We start from the raw sequence: 16908 nt of genomic DNA, 5'->3' as shown, positions 1-16908 counted from the left end.
AAGTATAGGTTCCTGGATGTATGGAGGCCGCAGCTAGGCCGTTGAAGGGGCGCAGCGCCGACCGCCGAGGTGTCGGAATTGGAGGTTTCGAACTTTTCAAAAGCAGGGGCAAGCGATCTATCGCCTGAGTGATTGCATGTTATGCGGGAGTGCATTGGCCGCCGATCGCCCCTGGGATGTGAAAAATTTACAGTTTTTTGCACCTTTGTCCGACGCACCTGAGCTATTCTCTCCTCCAGCCAGCTCTGACGGAGATTGCCATGAGTGAGACGGATTGCAATCAGTTGATCCAGAAGTTGCAAGATCAAGATGGAAGTTGCGCAACGATCGATGTGCGGGGATACCGGTTAATCCGGCAAGCTCTTAGAGAGGTGGCCTCCTTAGGAACTGACTGCGAGATTGAACAAATGGTGCGGGCACGAAACGTTCCTGCAAGCCGCCAGCGCGTGCAAATTCAGCTTGAGCATGATGCGTCTGGTGCGATTACAGCGGTGCGGGTGACATTCGAGCAGGACGGCGAAATCCTTCGCAACTGGTCGACACTTCAGCACAGCGAAATTTTCAAACTACTCGCGGACAATCAAGGAACAGATATCGGCGAACTCACAGATCGCTTTACCGCGCTTTACATAAATTTGCATACGGCCCGCCAATACATCTGCCTGCAGGATATCGCGGAAGCCAAGAAGATATTCGACAGAACGATTCCCCAGATGTTGGCGTTCTGGCATCAATCGAGAGACTACAATCTAGTCCGGGCCACCGCAAATCCAAATCCGGCAATTGACCAATAGGCCGCAAAGCGCTGGTCTGTCCCGGAATTCACTTATTTCTCCGGCGCCCTTCGTCATCGAAAAGCTTGCGGCATCTCATTCTGCGCGGGCTTTTTTGTCAGGCTGCTTCAATTCTCGCAAAGCCTTTAGAGACAATCGAAATCTTCAAGCCTACTGGCCGACGATCAGTGGTTCTTCGCCAAGTGACATTCTGGCCAGTGACCTTTCAGCAGTCGCTTCTCAATGACACTTCGAGAAATGATACGGAGACCAATACCCATGAAGCGACTTTTCTTTCTGGTAACTTCCGCTGCTGCGATCGCAGCATCGACCTCGGCCTTCGCGGTCGATGCCGTGGACCAGATTCCTACCGCTCCTGTGGCTGTCGATGCAGCCACACCCTTCGACTGGAGTGGCGCATATATCGGCGCCCACACCGGCTATGGCTGGGGTACAGGCAAGACCAGGGGTCTCGGCTCCGACAGCTTCGATGGTTGGCGGCTGGGAGGTTTCGGTGGCTACAACTGGCAGCTCTCCAACGGATTTGTTGCCGGTGTCGAAGGCCATCTGGTCGCCGCAGATCTGGAAATGAGAGGATCAACGATTGCGACGCGCGATAGCCCAGGAGACAGCCGTGGTAATGACTACCACGGCGAGAATCATGAGGAGGTCAAGAAAGCTGACCCGGTCGAAGCCATCATTTCGGGAGAGAACGAAGCCGGCAATCGTCAAGACGAAACAGACAAGCCCGGTATAGGCGACGCCGGCGGCAGAAAACACCAGGATTGAAAGCAGGATGAGTGGCACGTAAAGGGCGCTCGAGAACGGCGACATCGGCCCGAGAATATCGAGTAGGAAGATAGCCGATGCGCAAAGCGGCGTGATGAGCAGGAGTATGCTCGGTGCGCGTTCGTTGATGATCATGATCGCATTCCTTCTGGCATGCCGGTCGTTCCGCATCAGGCCGCGCATCGGCAGCAGGGAAGACCGGATTGGGTTCAAACATGCTCTGAAGCTGAAAGCTGTCCGGCGATTGGTGGCCTTGTTTCGGCCTCCGACGGATCACTGCTTCAGAACTGTTCGCTTCGCCGTGAAAGATACGATTTGGATGGTGTCGGCGGAATCGCCCGATGGTGTAACGCTATGGCACCTTAGTATAGGCCGATCTGACGCGGCCGTGTTCAGGGCGAACGGTCGCCCGTGCATCGTGCCGCGTCGAAAGGAAAGTCTTGACACATCAATCTGCCCGAAATGCCGGATCGGTCGATGCGCGTGCCTGAGGAAGTCTCTGAACCGCTCGCTCGGCGGATCGGTCAACAAGGCTTTCGGATCGCCGTCATGGATCACACGAATTCAGAGCTGACTTGAGGTGAGGACCAAGCGCTTGCGGTGAGCGTAAGGAGGCTTCAGTTCAGACGGGCCGAACGCCCGTATTGATGGGCAATATGGGCACACAACGCCAAGGCGATATGGGGTAGTGAATGTCTTTCCGCCCCGCCGCTCGAGTGACAAAGGGGGATCAGCGCGGCTCCAAGGTCTGCAATCGTCTGGTCTTCGATCCCCCTGCAAGTCGCCAAGTCGTCGACAGGGGGCTGGCCGGCTCGCTCAGTCAGTTCGATGAGGTTCTGGCGGGGAATGTGGAACACGATAGCTTCAAACCGTCCTCGGATCGCGATCGCGGCCCCCTGTTTGAGACTGATCAAGCATATTGAACCCTTCGGATACCGTTTCAAAGGCGCGGCCGGACGATCTGGAAAAAGATCGCGATGCTCAACATCTATGAGGTAAAGGACAACGAGAAATGCGTCATCGGAAGGCAAGACGACCGGCGGATCATCTTCGTCGTAGTCACGCGATAGATGCGTGATGGCAAGTTCTGCGCCCTGCAACGGCCTAGTCACAAGAGAGCGGGCATTGTTTGCGCCGAAACAATCGGCGACTTCTTCACCTGTTGCCAAAGTTCTTCTCACTAAAATCCCGTGGCCATCATTCAAATTCGCAACAGTCTGTCCAGCGCCGATTTGTATATTGTTGCCGCGTTTTTCGCCTTATCCCTTTGCCGCTATGGCGTCGAAGAGCAAAATCGGCCAACATATAGCGGTTGGCCGTTCCTCCTATCGGATGATATCTGATCGGCCCCGTCCTAGACCAAAGAGAGCTAAGCGATTTGGACCATAATCCCGCCATTGGGCCAAAGGCGCAGGCCGATCAGGTCCAGGACAGCTTCGGTTGCCCCTTCGACAAGCTTTACAAGAACCAGACCGTTCAGGGCGCCGATATAAGATTCTTCCGCAAGGGTACGAAGAAGCTAACCCTTGATCAGGTGACGACCGCAGCCAGCGATCGTGGTTTCGTCATCGGGATTTCGACAACTAGTGGCCATTCCCGTCGGATTTTCCACGAGCACCATGCCACGACTTACGAATTTGCGGAAAATTCGATGTATATCCGCAATCTTGCCGACCCTTACAAGGCCGACCTGGGGGGACCCTTCGACTTCCTGTTGCTCGAGATTTCGCCAGCCTCGTTGCAACGCATCGCCCAGGAGAGCGACCTCTCCGGTGTCTTTTCCCTCGATGTCAAGACGGCATACAGCGATCCAGTCCTTGCCAATCTGGTCAAGACTTTGATCCCTGCGCTGGAGCGGCCGGAACGGGCCAGCCAACTCTTTGTCGATCAATTGGCTTCCGCGATCGGCACGCACATAGTGCAGGAGTATGGTGGGAAACTGCCGTCCGTGAAGAGGATCCGGAAGCTATCCCGTGCCCATGAGGCCCTGGCGAAAAATATACTGCTCGAAAATCTGAAGGGGGATATCTCGATCCTGGACGTTGCCGAGGCTTGCAATCTCTCGCGCGGATATTTCATCCACGCGTTTCGCGAGACGACCGGGATGACGCCCTACAAATGGCTGCAGAGCGAGCGGATTTCGCGTGCGTGCGAATTGCTTCGTACCACCGAACTGCCGTTGTTGGACGTCGCGACAGCATGTGGTTTTGCCGATCAGAGCCACTTCACGCGCGCTTTCACGACTGCCGTCGGTGTGTCACCTGGGACGTGGCGTCGCAATTCCTGACCGAAGGCTATCGGTCTCTGCTTGGCACGTTGTGACTCCTCGATTGCCGGTTATTCGGGTCGGCAGATTGTCGCGCGCTACCGTAATGGCCCCTGCGAATCCTACCATACTTAGGTATCACTGCCTCACACGGAGAGCCATCCGACATGTATCTCAGTTGAGTTTCGATGCATCTGCCTGACCGGCACTATCGCTCCCATCAAGTGCTTCATCAGTTGCATCGGAGATCGATATGCCGTTCCAGACCATCAGCGCTGAGCGCGTCTTAAACTTTTCCAACGTCGGCGGAATTTCCGCGAAGGGCGCATTCCCGGACGCAGTGCCGTATGTATCTGAGATAAGGCCGGAGCAGGTCACCAAGCCGACGTCGGGTGGGCTGGCGCCCTGGCAGGTCAAGCGCGTGACCGCCCATATCGATACGCGTCTGTATGAAAAGCTTTGCCTCGACGGGCTTGCGGAACTGGCCAAGTTAAGCACCAGCTATTTCTCTGCAGCCTTCAAGCGTAGCGTTGGCACCTCCCCACACGTGTATATCACTACTCGTCGTGTTGAGCGGGCAAAGCAACTGATCGCAGACGGCATGCCGCTTTGCGAAGTCGCACTCGAATGCGGCCTTGCCGATCAGGCGCACCTGTCGCGCGTATTTCGCAGGGTGGCAGCGACAACGCCGACAGCCTGGCGTCAAAAGCAGAAGCGTCTGGCTGCGGCGCGCATCGCAGCTTGATGGATGTCCGGGAAGGCTGCGGTGTGTCCGGACGCGGCGGATCACCGGCCAGTCGATGGCCTCGGGCGTCCTTTCGAAAAGCACGAGAATATCTGGCAGGAACTGGCGCTGGCGTCGCATTTCGGAGAAGACGGTCAGGTGGCGGTCATCAAGGACACCCTTGCGCAATTCGGTCAGTTTCTTCGCGCCTGCGCCATTTTCTTTCTCTTCGACATATTCGCGGAGGCGCGCCCGAAACCCGGTGTAGGCGCTCTTGCGGGCTACGGGCATGATCTCCCGGTTCAACGTCAAGACATCGATCGTGAATTCTGCCCTGGCCAGATCTGCCGGAGCGAGAGTGTCAACTGCCAGGAAATTGAAAGTGCCTTCGAGCACGGTTCCGTCTGGCGTCGTCCCGCCAAGGTCAAGCTCGGGATATACGGTTGGATCCTCCTGTCGTGGATCAATGCATCCTGCAGGACCGGCGGGAGGAGGAACAACCGGCTTCAAGGCCGCGTCCGAAATTGTTATGTGCTTCGGCCTAGGAAGCGGTGGCGACAGCCGTGCCGGCGATCGTCAAGGCGACGAGACCTACGGTGACAAACTGACGAGTGCTCATCATCATGGTCGTGATCCTTTCGAACGGTCAGCTGCTATGTCTGATATGCATGACCGTGGGTGGGACATTAGCTCCGGGTTGATTACCGCAAATTTTCCAAACAGTTAAACGTTGTTAACTTTGGGACAATCCGCTTGTGATTGCAACCTTAGTGCGCGTAATTGCTGGCCTTCCGGAAAAGTTGTGCAGCCAGTCGCTGGACGAGTATCGTGATCTAGTTGCGGCGCTGCAAACCTGGCTACTTTGCGGCCGTCTCTCCACCTGGAGACGGCTGCATTTGCTGTAAGTGATCGATCAGGCGCCGGCCAAGCCGCTGCCAATCATGTTTCCGGGAACGATAACCTTCTCATACTGCTCTTCGGTCACGAAACCGGATGAAAGCGCGGCCGCCTTGAGGGTCGAGCCGGTCGCGACGGCATTTTCGGCAATATGGGCGGCCTTCTGATAGCCGATAACCGGAGACAGCGCGGTGACCAACATCAGATTATTATCGACATAGGACTGGATCCGATCCCGGTCGATCTCCGTGCCTTCGACTGAATAGGTGCGGAATTTCTCGCAGCCGTCGGCCAGAATTGCCGCCGAGTGCAGGAAATTATTGATGATGATCGGCCGCATGGCGTTGAGCTCAAAATTGCCCTGACTGCCGGCGAATGCGGTCGCGGTGTCGTCGCCGATCACCTGGATCGAGATCATTACCATCGCTTCGCATTGTGTCGGGTTGACCTTGCCGGGCATGATGGAAGAGCCCGGTTCATTGGCCGGCAGTTTCAGTTCGCCAAAGCCGCAGCGCGGGCCGGAGGCGAGCCAGCGCATGTCATTGGCGATCTTCATGAGGGAGACAGCGACACCGCGCAGCGCGGCCGAGGCGCGAACCATGGGATCGAGCGAACCCTGCGCCATGAACTTGTTGGGTGCAGTTACGAACGGCTTTCCGGTGAGTTCTGCAATCTTGTTCGCGACATTGACCGAAAAGCCCGCCGGCGCATTGAGGCCGGTACCGACGGCCGTACCACCGAGTGCAAGCTCAAGCAGGCCCTCGCGTGCATGCTGGATTTCGGCGATGACTGCGCGGATCTGGGCGGCCCAGCCGGACCATTCCTGCCCGACCGACAGCGGTGTCGCGTCTTCGAGATGGGTGCGGCCAACCTTGACCACGTCCATCCAACCAGCTGCCTTCTTCTCGATCGTCGATGCCAGCTTCTCGAGTTCGGGAATGAGCCGATCGTCGATCGCGGTCACCGCGGCGATATGCATAGCCGTCGGAAAGCTGTCATTGGAAGACTGGCCCATATTGACGTCGTCGTTCGGACCGACCGGATGCTGCGAGCCGAGGGTTCCGCCGAGCAGCTGGATCGCCCGGTTCGACAGTACTTCGTTGACATTCATGTTGGACTGGGTGCCCGAGCCGGTCTGCCATACGAAGAGGGGGAAGTGCGCATCGAGATCGCCGGCGATTGCCTCGTCGGCGGCCTTTACGATGGCGTCCATCTTCCAGCCCGGAAGCTTACCGGACTGGCCGTTAACGAGAGCCGCCGCCTTCTTGACGACACCGTAGGCACGGTAAACAGCCTTCGGCATCCGATCGCCACCGATATTGAAGTGAAGCAGTGATCGCTGCGTCTGCGCCCCCCAATAACGGTCAGCAGGAACCTTTACTTCGCCCATGCTGTCGAACTCGGTGCGTTCGCCAGTCGCGTTGAGGCCGATGGGAATGTCCTGCAACACCGGATGGCTGCTTGTGGTGTCATTCATGGTCTTGGTCCTTTCGTGAGTTCGCAGGTGAAGGCTCGTTCGGGAAGCCCGAGAGCGGCAACGCCAGGCCGATGGCAATGGCGATGGTGGTGATTGTCGTGATGATGGCGAGCGAGAATGTGTTGGCGACGAGGTCAAGCGGAGCTTTGGCGCCCAGAGACATAATCTCGAGGCCGCCGATACCAGCGCGGAAGCCGAATGATCCTGGGATCATTGCGACGACGCCTGGAAAGGCAAACACCACGGCGGGCACCTGGTGAATGGATGCCGCCAATCTCGCGATCAGTGCGGCAACTATGGCACCAATCAGCGAGGCGATCGGGAGGTTTATGCCCAGTTCCTCCAGGCCGGTGCGCAGTCCGTGGCTTGCCATTCCTGCGATGACGCAGAAGGCGATGCCCCGAACAGGAACGTTGAAGAGCAAGGCAAAGCCGATGGCTGCGAGTGCGGAGAACAAGAGATCTTCGGGGACCGGGAGCATGCCCGGCCCCACATCGACCGGCAACTTGGCGCCCGTGACAACACCCACCACATAGAGCGCGAAGCCGATCGTTAGGACGAGGGTTATCCCCGTTGTCAGCCGGGCAATGCCGTTTCCGGCGTGGCCCGTGGCAATTTCTCGAATGCCGTTGATGAGGGGGACACCCGGAACGAGGATCATCCCGGCTGCCGTCAGCGCGAGGATCGGCGATTCCTCCGGCCGCAGCCGTAATGCAAAGACTGCGACAAGGCCGCTGATGATGGCCACAGCGAAAGTGACCGCGAAGGGGTTCGGTAGAAGCTCCGGCAGGCGCCGCCTTAGAAGGGTGCTGACCAAGCCTGTTACAAAAGATGCCAGCGCCACCGTCCAGGAAGAACCGAACAACATGGCCAGGGAGCCGGTCGTCACCGCTACACCCAGGATGACCACATACTCGGGATAGCCATGACTATTTCGTTCGGCGTCATCGATCCGACGCTCGATCTCGAATGAGCCATCTCGGCGCAGGAGGATATCATCGGCGATTTGCTGGATCTCCAGCAACTTGCCCATGTTCACACCGGTCGCGGCCACTTCATGGCCGAGTTTGGTGCTGAACTGTTCCTCGGTTCCAACGGTAACGAGGATGCCCTCCGGGGTGACCAGGGCGTGGGCAGGATGCCCAAGGTGCCGGGCAATCTCGGTGACGTTATGTGCGACATGCCGCGTATCGGCCCCATTCATGTAGAGAAGGCGGCCGATACGCGCGGCAAGGTGGGCCGCGCGAGCCGCCGGGACAGAGGCCCGAGGATCTACGGCTTGTTTGTCCCGGGCCATATCCATATCAGATCAAACGAATTCCAGACCGAGCACGGAGGCGGTCTCTGATCTGATCTTGCGGCAGGCATCAGCGTCCGTCTTGAGGTCGATGCCGTAAGTCGGGATGACTTCACGCAGGCGTGGCAGCCAGGCGTCTTCGGTCAGCCTGTCGGCAAAGCACTTTTCGAGGACTTCTATCGCGATGAAAGCTGCCGTTGAAGCACCAGGGGAGGCACCGAGGAGTGCGACGAGGGAGTTATCGGCGGCAGCAATCAGCTGCGTGCCGAATTCCAGTTCGCCACCCACATGTCCCTTCGGCTTGATGATCTGGACGCGCTGACCGGCGACGGCTTCGGTCCAGTCTTCTTCCTTTGCCAACGGGAAGAAATGCTGTAGCGTCTCGAACTTTGCGCGGTCAGTCGCGACGACCTGGCCGACGAGATATTCCTCGAGCTGCAAGCTGTGGAATGCCACATCCAGCATCGGCAGAATGTTGGCCGGACGGATCGAACCGAAGAGATCAAGATATGATCCCTCCTTCAGAAACTTGGTCGAGAAGCCGGCATAGGGGCCGAACAGGACCGAGCGCTTGCCGCCGATGATGCGAGTATCGAGGTGAGGCACCGACATGGGCGGAGAGCCGTGTGCCGCCTTACCGTAGACCTTGACATGATGGCGGCTTGCAACGGCATCGTCGTCACACCGAAGCCAGATGCCGCTAACTGGGAAACCGCTATAACCGTGACCTTCGGGAATGCCGGATTTCTGGAGGAGCTCGATGGACGCGCCGCCGGCGCCGATGAATATGAAGCCGGCAACGGTCGAGGACCTGTCACCGCTTGTGACATCCTCCACCTCGACGCGCCATTTTCCTTCCTCGGTCCGCGACAGGTCCGTGACGCGGTGCTTAAAGAACACCGAGAAGCCGCTCTGCGCCGAAAGCTGGGCCATCAGAAGATGGGTGAGGGCACCATAGTCGACATCCGCACCGCTGACGATACGGGTAGCTGCAACCGCTTCGCCATTGGCGCGACCTTCCATGACGAGCGGCGCCCACTCCTCGATCTTGGCCGAAGCGTCCGAGAACTCCATGCCATGGTAGCAATGGCTTTTCGTCATGGCATCGAAGCGTTTGCGAAGAAACGCGACATTGGCGTCCCCGGTCACGAAGCTCATATGGGGGCAGGCATGCAAGAAGGCGCCCGGATCCTGGATCGCGCCCTTGCGGACGAGATGTGACCAAAGCTGCCGCGAGACGTCGAATTCGACGTTGACTTCGAGGGCCTTGTGGATATCGACGGTGCCGTCTGCGAGCTGGGGCGTGTAGTTCAGTTCGCAATTGGCCGCGTGGCCCGTACCGGCGTTGTTCCAGCCATGGGAGCTTTCGAGCGCGCAGTCCTCAAGCACTTCGAAAGCAACCATGGACAGCCCAGGTTCAAGCTCCTTGAGCATGGTCGCCACAGTCGCGCTCATGATGCCGGCGCCGATGAGAACGATGTCGGCTTTCTCGTTGACGTTAGCCATGCACCTGCTCCTTGCTCTGCGACGACGTGGTTGCGACGAACCCGGCGCTGGCAGCGTTTGCCAGGATCACATATGCGCGACGCCACGGATCTTCCCCGAGCAGCCGCCAACGATGGCCTGTGCCCGTTGTGTCCTCGGCAAGTAGAATGTCGCCCGGATGAATGGTGAAGCGCTTGCCGCTTTTGGTTTCGAACTCGAGCGTGCCGCTCAAGGTGAGAACGAACTGGCGGATGGGGGCAGGATGCCAGGCATATTCTCCGCCAGGCCCGGTCTCGCGAAACGAGATGGAAGTGCTCTTGAACACCGCACTTAATGTGTCTCCGCGTTCACCCTTCGGGAGATCGATGACCCCCTCCTCGAACTTGGAATTGCCCTCGCTGTCGGTCCAGATTCGGACGCATCGAAACATGTCTTTCACCTCACTTTGGTTCAGACACCCGTTGCATTTTCGGGCCTGATCTGTTTGCAGTGAGGTGCAGCCTAAGCTGCTGGCGATCGGCGGCGATACCACGCTTAGGTATAGATTCGACCAGACTTTAGCCTATCGAGGATTTGTCTTGTCAGGCGTAAGCTATTGAAAATCAATAAATTTAAATAATATAATTCTGTTCCCCTCCAAAGCACTAGCGCGCATCCTGTACTGCCCAAGGCAACGGATGGGATAGACCTCCACGTAGCGGTTTAGATTGCTGTCAGTCTTTCGGAAGAACCGATCTGAGACCACGTAAGGAAAACTTGGAGCTCCATTCCGACAACGCGCTTAATGTCGTTTACGGTCCGGTTGGCGAGAAGTTGCCGCACGCCGCAGTAGATCATCATGGCGTGGAGTCGCCGGATTGCTTCGGCTTATATCGGCAAGGCTTGACCGTTCGTCGGGTCTCCTATTCATCAGGCCGCGAAAGAGGGCCCAGCATTTCTGTAAGCTTTTCGTCAAGCGCTTCTATGAATGCTCTTACTTTGGGCAGAAGCATGCGTGTCGTGGGATAGACAGCCCAGACAGCGAGTGGCTCGGGTTCCACCCCTTGGATCTTGATTTGGACGAGGCGGCCCGCACGCACGTCATCGGCCACATTCCACCGGGCAACAAGACCTGCAATAGACATTTACCGGGCAATCCGGACGGTCTTCTCGGTTCTCACTTGCACGAGGCGAACTTTCCGACCTGCGACGCAGGCTGTTGCGTGAGGATGCAGCAAGGCTTCTTCCGCCACAGTTCATCGTGGCGATCGATGCGGAGGAGGCCCCGTCCGTCCAGGGCATTTTCGATTATGAGGCGGACCGGATCAGCGGGACTTCAACCGCTCTGATCGGAGATGCGGCGTTCGTGGTTCGCCCCCCTACAGCAATGGGCGTGGCCAAGGCGGCCGGCGACGTCCTGTCGCTTCGTGCGCATCTTCGGCGGGCAACAATCTTGTGGCGGCATTGCGTGGTTTTGAAGCGGAGAGGATCGTGGTCGGCCGCGAGATTGCCGCATACGGGCAGCGACTCGGCCGTTCGTCCATGCGATAACGATGTTCACCTTGCCGGACTAGCCTGCGGAGCACGCACAAAACGATACCATAGGGCTGGTCCCCTAAACGTACGTATGGTTCAGCCATGGTGCGATGAGGGCTACGGTTCGACAACTCAAATGTTACGCCCGGATGGGCGCGAGAGGTCGAACGATGTACGAAGATTCCGTCAACAGTTTCGCGGAAGCTGGCGTCCACAAGGCGCAAGTCGTCAAAACCCAGTTTTTTGCTTTCGTGATCGGCGCAGCAATGGCCGGAGCCTATATCGGCTTCGGCGATGTTCTAATGTTCACCGCCGGTGCTCACGTCGATCCTGCTTGGGCCCATCTGGTCATGGGCATCGTCTTTTCGTCTGCTTTGACGATCGTCGTTTTTGCTGGCTCCGAATTGTTTACGGGAACAGCCATGCACATGACGCTCGCGGTTCTGACCCGGCGGGCGACAATCGGTGATGTCATTCTGGTTTGGTGTGCGGCGTGGATCGGCAATCTGGTCGGCGCAGTTATTCTTGCGGCGCTCATCCATCTTGCAGGTGGCGGCGTCATCCTTGGTGATGGCAGCCAGACATTCTTCAGTATCGTCTCTGCAAAGATGTCGGCTGGCTCTGCAGCACTTCTGGCGCGAGGGATCCTCTGCAACTGGCTTGTATGTCTGGCTATTTGGATGGCCGGCAGAACCGACAACGCCGCGGCAAAGGTCATGCTGATCTTCTGGCCAATCACGATTTTTGTCGCCGCCGGCTTTGAGCATTCGGTGGCAAACATGTTTACCTTTGCAGTCGCGCTCATCGGTGATCATCCACCAAGCGTGACGTTCGCTGGGGCCATCCACAACCTCGTCTGGGTGACGCTCGGCAATCTGATTGGCGGCGCCGTCTTCATGGCGCTTGGATACTGGGCCCAGTTCTATAGCAGTGGCCACGTTTCCTTTGCGCCATCAGCTGTCCCCTCTCAATCACGTATCAAGGCAACGCGGGGTGACCAGTGATGTCTCCGCCAACCGAACCCGGCGAGAACAATGGTGCCGCACTCCAGTTGGCGTTCCCCAGCGTCCGGCCCGATGATGCCGGCGCCCAGATGAAGCATCTCAAATCCATGACCGCTCATGCGCGCCATGGCATCGTCATAGGCCTTTGTGCCAAGCTCGAAGAAATGTCGCTTGTGGCAAAGGCGAGGGCAATGGCAGACCTGGAGGTGATGCTGGCAGACCTATCGCAATCAATACGGCTTTCCGCCGCCGAGATCTCTGACGCCACCTTTGGGCCCGCATTAATAGGAAAAATGTCCGCTTCAGTCAGCCGGATCGAACAGAATTTCACTGGATGACGCTCGCGAGATCGGATGCTTTGAGGCGCCGCTTTTCTGGCGCCAATTCTAGAATCGCCAGGACGCGAAGCCCGCGACACAATCGTGGGAATGTCCTCAAATGCCGTGGGCGCGTGCGCGAACGTATATGGTCGGCGACACCTAAGTATAGTTACGTTCATTCGAACAGCCCGCTAATCTGACACTCGTTACCTCGATCGCCGCCCCTCGACGAGGCCGGCAGCGCCAAGGCGCTGCAAGGTCCGAGCAACCCTCCCCTCGGACCGACTGCGGACCACCGCGATCCGCAAAGGCCGCCTTCCACTGCCGGGAAGGCGGCCTCTTTTATTTGGCGACTCTGCCTCGAATTCCCTCGTTTCGAAGGGTTCCCGTAATGAGCAACTAGACCATTGTATAGGTCCGGCGGACGCCGCGAAAAGCTATCCTTCATCTCAAAGATATGGAACCGCCCATGACACAGGTGCTGGAATTGAGATTGGCAAGGTTGGAAGCAGGTCGATACGATCTGATCTTTGGTAGTACAGCCCTGCTCGTGGCTGCGGCGGTTTTTGCCGTCGATATGTTCTCCCAGATCGAGGGTGCGATAGCCGTTCTATATGTGATTGCGCTTCTGCTGGCAGCTGAGTCCGTAAACAGGCTTGGTCTGATCATCGTCACGGCGCTCTTCATGGTAGGCGCGTTGACTTCATTTTTCGTGACACACGCGTCGGATCCTGACTTTCCGACTTTCCTGCGCCTTTGTGTAGCACTTGCCGCTCTAGCAGTGACAGCAGCGTTGCTGTTGCGAACAGACCAAGCCAGAACGGCGCTTCTTCAGACAAACTCTGCGTTGCGCGCTAGTGAAGCCCGCTATCGTGCGATTTTTGATCGCACTCGGGTCGCCTTGTGGGAGTGGGATTATTCGAAATTGCGCGAATTCCTGATGAGTCTAAAATCTCGCGGCGTGACCGACGCGAAGGCCTATGCGCAGTCGAACCCCGGCTTTTTGAAGGATTGCGTCTATAAGATTGAAATCGTTGATGCCAACGAGGCGGCGGTTGAGCTCCTTGGTGCATTTGCTGCCGATGTTCCAGGTGGCATCATGCACCGGATCATCCCGAAGGATAGCGATACGTTCACGGCCCTGCTGCAGGCTATCATGGATGAAGCAACCTATTTCGAAGACAATGCAGAGGTGTTCAACGAAGATGGCGAACCGAGAATCGTTCTTCTCGACATCAGCTTTCCGAAAGATCCATCGGCGTTCAGTCGTGTGATCGTCAGCATGGTTGATGTGACGCAGCGAGAGGAAGCACGCAAGGCGCTTGCCGATGCACAGGCTGAACTGAGCCGTGCTTCGAAAGCGGCGACGGTCGGTGCGTTGTCGGCGTCGCTCGCCCATGAGCTCAATCAGCCACTTGGAGCAATCGCAGTCGCTTCGCAGACCCTTATTCGCTGGCTTGATCGGACACCGCCGGACATTGAATCGGCAAAGCGATCTGCAGAACGGATCCTACGCGACAGTAATCGGGCGAGTGACATTTTCAAGAACACACGTGTCATGATGCTGCCGACACCAAAGGAGAATGAGACCGTTGATCTGGCGAGTTTGGTCAACGACACACTCACGCTGATGGACCACGATCTGCAGCGCGAACAAACGGATGTGGAGGTCGTCCAAAAGACGAAACTTCCAGAGGTTGCCGGCATTCGCGTCGAGATGCAGCAGGTCCTGATAAATCTGATTTCCAACGCGGCGCAGGCCATGACGGGATCGGATGCCTCCAAGAAACTGGTGACCATCACGCTGGATGCGCCAGCCGACGCAACTCACGTCTCAATCACGGTTCGGGATACAGGGCGAGGACTTGATGCCGATGCTCAGCAGAACCTGTTCAAGCCTTTCTTCACGACCAAGGAAAACGGCATGGGGATCGGCCTTTCTATTTGCAGAAGTACCATTGAAGCCATAGGCGGCTCGCTTGATGGGCACAATCATCCCGATGGCGGCGCGATTTTTGAGATCAAATTACCGAAGGAGAAAGCCGATGCTTGAAATGAAGACCAGCAAGCGGAACCCGGACTCCCCCGTCATCTATATTCTCGATGACGATCTTTCGATGAGGGAGTCCCTGATCGACCTCTTTCGCTCCATGCAGTTCGAGGCTGAGGCCTACGCAAACCCGAACGAGTTTATGGGGATGGCCGATCTCAATCGCGCGGGTTGCATCGTTCTTGACGTTCGCTTGCCTGGCATCAACGGCCTGGACTTCCAGACCCATCTCGAGCGTGCCGGTAGCCTTCTCCCCATCGTCTTCATGACCGGATACGGCGATATCTCCATGAGCGTCCGTGCCATGAAAGCGGGCGCCGTGGATTTCCTGGCCAAGCCATTTCGCGATCAGGATATTCTGGATGCCGTCCTTGCTGCAGTCGAACGCGATGCAACCCGCCGACGCGAAATGCGCCGCCACCAAGACGTCGCAACCCGCTTCGAGACCTTGACAGTTCGAGAGCGTGAGGTGATGGAGGCAGTTGTCGAAGGTCTAATGAACAAGCAAATCGCCTTCAGGCTCGGTATAAGCGAGATCACCGTAAAACTGCATCGAGGAAACGTCATGAAGAAGATGCAGGTGAAGTCGGTCGCAGAATTGGTTCGCGCGACTGAGCATGCCACTGAACATCTGGCACGATCGGCAAGTCCCACGCTCGTCCGCGTTGCCTAAGACCAATAAGAAAACAATGAGAGTCGGAATAAGTGTCCCAATCTTCCCTAATCGCCGTTGTCGATGACGATCTGGCAATCCGCGAAGCGCTCGATGACCTGATCAAATCGCTCGGATATCAAAGCAAGCTGTTCGAGTCTGCTGAGGCCTTCCTCGCATTCAAGCAGCGCTCTACCGTGGACTGCATGGTCGTTGATGTGAAAATGCCCGGTCTGAACGGTATCGAACTTCAAAGTCGTCTGAATCAGGACGGAGACCGTCCTCCCATGATCTTCATGACGTCTTATCACGACGAATATACCCGAAGCGCAGCGCTTGACGGTGGTGCGCTAGCCTTTCTCGGCAAGCCGGTTGATCTGACCAAACTGATCGAATTTATCGATGTGGCGCTGGCTTTACCCAAGCGCGCCTGACCAAAGATCGGTCGTTCAACGACCGTCATTATCCAAATGCCAGGGAGACGGAGAAGGCCTCGCACAGCGGCTTTCCCAGAAGCTGTCAGTTAAGGCGATGGAGAACCGGAGGAGGTCGTCGTTGTTGAACGCGACTGATAGATCTTTTTACCAAACGTGGCTCAACCACCGGTCATGCTCATATGCCGGGCGACGCTCGGACGATTGTTCGAGCGGTCGATGATAAAATCATGGCCTTTCGGCTTGCGACTGATCGCTTCCGAAATTGCTGTATCGAGGGCCGTGGCGCTTCCATCAGTGCGCAGTACAGACCGAAGGTCCGCGGCGTCGTTCTGGCCGAGACATAGGTAAAGCGTACCTGTGCAGGTCAGTCGAACGCGATTGCAGCTTTCGCAGAAATTATGGGTCATGGGCGTGATAAAGCCCACACGACCACCTGTCTCCGCAACCTTCACGTAGCGCGCCGGACCACCGGTGCGATACGTCAAATCGTGAAACGTGAATTGTTGCTCCAGATCGGAGCGCAACTTTGAAAGCGGCAAATATTGCTCAGTGCGGTCTTCGTCGATCTCTCCCATCGGCATCGTTTCGATAACGGTGAGGTCCATTCCGCGACCGTGAGCGAACTGGATGAGAGCTGGCATCTCGCTGTCGTTAAAGTCCTTGAGGGCAACGGCATTGAGCTTGATCGCGATCCCGGCCTTCTGCGCAGCGTCCAGCCCTTCCATGACACGGTTGAAATCACCCCACCGAGTGATCTTACGGAATTTCTCCGGGTCGAGCGTGTCAAGCGAGACGTTGATCCGCCGCACGCCGCAGTCGGCGAGTTCTGAAGCGTACCGCGCCAGCTGGGAGCCGTTGGTTGTCAATGTCAGCTCGTCGAGCCCCTGACCGATATGTCGGCCCAGCTCGCGGACCAGATACATTATGTTCTTACGAACCAGTGGCTCTCCGCCCGTCAACCGAAGTTTGCGGACACCTCGCTCAATGAAGGCAGAGCAAAGCCGATCGAGCTCGTCGAGTGACAACAGATCCTTTTTTGGAAGGAACGACATGTTTTCTGCCATGCAATAGGTGCAACGGAAATCACACCGGTCTGTCACGGAGACGCGCAGGTAAGTAACAGCTCTGCCGAACGGATCGATCAATCCGTTTTCGGCTGGGGTTTCAAAGCTCTGCGCAGTCTGAAGAACTGTCATCTGTCTCGCGGTTCCTTCCGATTTCG

The 16908-nt window shown here is 57.2% G+C and carries 16 protein-coding genes; 9 read left to right on the top strand and 7 right to left on the bottom strand.

Annotated elements, in window-relative coordinates; all coding sequences use genetic code 11:
- The first annotated feature begins 260 nt into the window (after positions 1 to 260).
- Together FHT28_RS15915 and FHT28_RS15910 are read left to right on the top strand one after the other, a co-directional pair.
- A complete protein-coding gene (locus FHT28_RS15915; RefSeq protein WP_047640260.1) occupies positions 261 to 794 on the top strand; it encodes a hypothetical protein in 534 nt (177 codons plus the stop codon).
- Positions 795 to 1052: 258 nt separating this feature from the next.
- Positions 1053 to 1562 (top strand): hypothetical protein, encoded by a 510-nt coding sequence (locus tag FHT28_RS15910; RefSeq protein WP_168596710.1) that lies wholly within the window; start codon positions 1053 to 1055, stop codon positions 1560 to 1562.
- Positions 1563 to 2179: 617 nt separating this feature from the next.
- Here the strand turns inward: FHT28_RS15910 and FHT28_RS15905 are convergent.
- Positions 2180 to 2731, bottom strand: coding sequence for a hypothetical protein (locus FHT28_RS15905; protein WP_168596709.1), 552 nt, complete (start codon positions 2729 to 2731; stop codon positions 2180 to 2182).
- 209 nt (positions 2732 to 2940) lie between these two features.
- Between FHT28_RS15905 and FHT28_RS15900 the strand changes: the two genes are divergently transcribed.
- Together FHT28_RS15900 and FHT28_RS15895 are read left to right on the top strand one after the other, a co-directional pair.
- A complete protein-coding gene (locus FHT28_RS15900) occupies positions 2941 to 3849 on the top strand; it encodes an AraC family transcriptional regulator (protein WP_210255768.1) in 909 nt (302 codons plus the stop codon).
- Between the two features lie 232 nt (positions 3850 to 4081).
- Positions 4082 to 4573, top strand: a complete 492-nt coding sequence (locus FHT28_RS15895) for an AraC family transcriptional regulator (protein ID WP_168596708.1) — start codon at positions 4082 to 4084, stop codon at positions 4571 to 4573.
- Between the two features lie 892 nt (positions 4574 to 5465).
- Here the strand turns inward: FHT28_RS15895 and fumC are convergent.
- The 5 genes from fumC to FHT28_RS15870 all read right to left on the bottom strand — a co-directional run bounded on the left by fumC (position 5466) and on the right by FHT28_RS15870 (position 10832).
- Positions 5466 to 6926 carry a class II fumarate hydratase gene (fumC, locus tag FHT28_RS15890; protein ID WP_168596707.1) on the bottom strand — a complete coding sequence of 487 codons (1461 nt, stop codon included), beginning with the start codon at positions 6924 to 6926 and terminating at the stop codon, positions 5466 to 5468.
- Positions 6919 to 8223 (bottom strand): threonine/serine exporter family protein, encoded by a 1305-nt coding sequence (locus FHT28_RS15885; RefSeq protein ID WP_168596706.1) that lies wholly within the window; start codon positions 8221 to 8223, stop codon positions 6919 to 6921. Before FHT28_RS15885 ends, fumC begins: the two co-directional genes overlap by 8 nt.
- Before the next feature lie 12 nt (positions 8224 to 8235).
- A complete protein-coding gene (mqo, locus tag FHT28_RS15880) occupies positions 8236 to 9729 on the bottom strand; it encodes a malate dehydrogenase (quinone) (protein ID WP_168596705.1) in 1494 nt (497 codons plus the stop codon).
- On the bottom strand, positions 9722 to 10138 hold the full coding sequence (locus FHT28_RS15875; protein ID WP_037198688.1) for a cupin domain-containing protein: 417 nt from the start codon (positions 10136 to 10138) through the stop codon (positions 9722 to 9724). The genes mqo and FHT28_RS15875 overlap by 8 nt, the downstream gene beginning before the upstream one ends.
- A 472-nt stretch (positions 10139 to 10610) precedes the next feature.
- Entirely contained in the window at positions 10611 to 10832 is a 222-nt protein-coding gene (locus tag FHT28_RS15870) for a LysR substrate-binding domain-containing protein (protein ID WP_081999647.1), read from the bottom strand.
- A gap of 561 nt (positions 10833 to 11393) precedes the next feature.
- On the opposite strand from FHT28_RS15870, the gene FHT28_RS15865 reads away from it, so the two are divergent.
- The 5 genes from FHT28_RS15865 (at position 11394) to FHT28_RS15845 (ending at position 15683) form a co-directional block, all read left to right on the top strand.
- Positions 11394 to 12227, top strand: coding sequence for a formate/nitrite transporter family protein (locus FHT28_RS15865; RefSeq protein ID WP_168596704.1), 834 nt, complete (start codon positions 11394 to 11396; stop codon positions 12225 to 12227).
- A gap of 89 nt (positions 12228 to 12316) precedes the next feature.
- Positions 12317 to 12565 (top strand): hypothetical protein, encoded by a 249-nt coding sequence (locus tag FHT28_RS15860; RefSeq protein WP_162693751.1) that lies wholly within the window; start codon positions 12317 to 12319, stop codon positions 12563 to 12565.
- Positions 12566 to 13016: 451 nt separating this feature from the next.
- Positions 13017 to 14600 (top strand): PAS domain-containing sensor histidine kinase, encoded by a 1584-nt coding sequence (locus FHT28_RS15855; protein WP_037198753.1) that lies wholly within the window; start codon positions 13017 to 13019, stop codon positions 14598 to 14600.
- Entirely contained in the window at positions 14593 to 15270 is a 678-nt protein-coding gene (locus tag FHT28_RS15850; RefSeq protein ID WP_037198683.1) for a response regulator transcription factor, read from the top strand. Before FHT28_RS15855 ends, FHT28_RS15850 begins: the two co-directional genes overlap by 8 nt.
- Before the next feature lie 32 nt (positions 15271 to 15302).
- A complete protein-coding gene (locus FHT28_RS15845) occupies positions 15303 to 15683 on the top strand; it encodes a response regulator (RefSeq protein WP_037198682.1) in 381 nt (126 codons plus the stop codon).
- Between the two features lie 161 nt (positions 15684 to 15844).
- On the opposite strand, the gene moaA is transcribed toward FHT28_RS15845, so the two are convergent.
- Positions 15845 to 16882 (bottom strand): GTP 3',8-cyclase MoaA, encoded by a 1038-nt coding sequence (gene moaA, locus FHT28_RS15840; RefSeq protein ID WP_168596703.1) that lies wholly within the window; start codon positions 16880 to 16882, stop codon positions 15845 to 15847.
- Positions 16883 to 16908: the final 26 nt, after the last annotated feature.

Source organism: Rhizobium sp. SG570 (assembly GCF_012275345.1).
In the GTDB taxonomy this organism is placed as follows: domain Bacteria; phylum Pseudomonadota; class Alphaproteobacteria; order Rhizobiales; family Rhizobiaceae; genus Rhizobium; species Rhizobium lusitanum.
The sequence above is the reverse complement of the archived record's forward strand: the minus strand, read 5'-3'. Positions and strand labels throughout refer to the sequence as shown.

Bases quoted from the DNA above. Each gene is read 5' to 3' on its own strand.
- FHT28_RS15915 (WP_047640260.1), top strand. From the start codon at position 261: ATGAGTGAGACGGATTGCAATCAGTTGATCCAGAAGTTGCAAGATCAA.
- FHT28_RS15910 (WP_168596710.1), top strand. From the start codon at position 1,053: ATGAAGCGACTTTTCTTTCTGGTAACTTCCGCTGCTGCGATCGCAGCA.
- FHT28_RS15895 (WP_168596708.1), top strand. From the start codon at position 4,082: ATGCCGTTCCAGACCATCAGCGCTGAGCGCGTCTTAAACTTTTCCAAC.
- fumC (WP_168596707.1), bottom strand. From the start codon at position 6,926: ATGAATGACACCACAAGCAGCCATCCGGTGTTGCAGGACATTCCCATC.
- FHT28_RS15885 (WP_168596706.1), bottom strand. From the start codon at position 8,223: ATGGCCCGGGACAAACAAGCCGTAGATCCTCGGGCCTCTGTCCCGGCG.
- mqo (WP_168596705.1), bottom strand. From the start codon at position 9,729: ATGGCTAACGTCAACGAGAAAGCCGACATCGTTCTCATCGGCGCCGGC.
- FHT28_RS15875 (WP_037198688.1), bottom strand. From the start codon at position 10,138: ATGTTTCGATGCGTCCGAATCTGGACCGACAGCGAGGGCAATTCCAAG.
- FHT28_RS15870 (WP_081999647.1), bottom strand. From the start codon at position 10,832: ATGTCTATTGCAGGTCTTGTTGCCCGGTGGAATGTGGCCGATGACGTG.
- FHT28_RS15865 (WP_168596704.1), top strand. From the start codon at position 11,394: ATGTACGAAGATTCCGTCAACAGTTTCGCGGAAGCTGGCGTCCACAAG.
- FHT28_RS15860 (WP_162693751.1), top strand. From the start codon at position 12,317: ATGAAGCATCTCAAATCCATGACCGCTCATGCGCGCCATGGCATCGTC.
- FHT28_RS15855 (WP_037198753.1), top strand. From the start codon at position 13,017: ATGACACAGGTGCTGGAATTGAGATTGGCAAGGTTGGAAGCAGGTCGA.
- FHT28_RS15850 (WP_037198683.1), top strand. From the start codon at position 14,593: ATGCTTGAAATGAAGACCAGCAAGCGGAACCCGGACTCCCCCGTCATC.
- moaA (WP_168596703.1), bottom strand. From the start codon at position 16,882: ATGACAGTTCTTCAGACTGCGCAGAGCTTTGAAACCCCAGCCGAAAAC.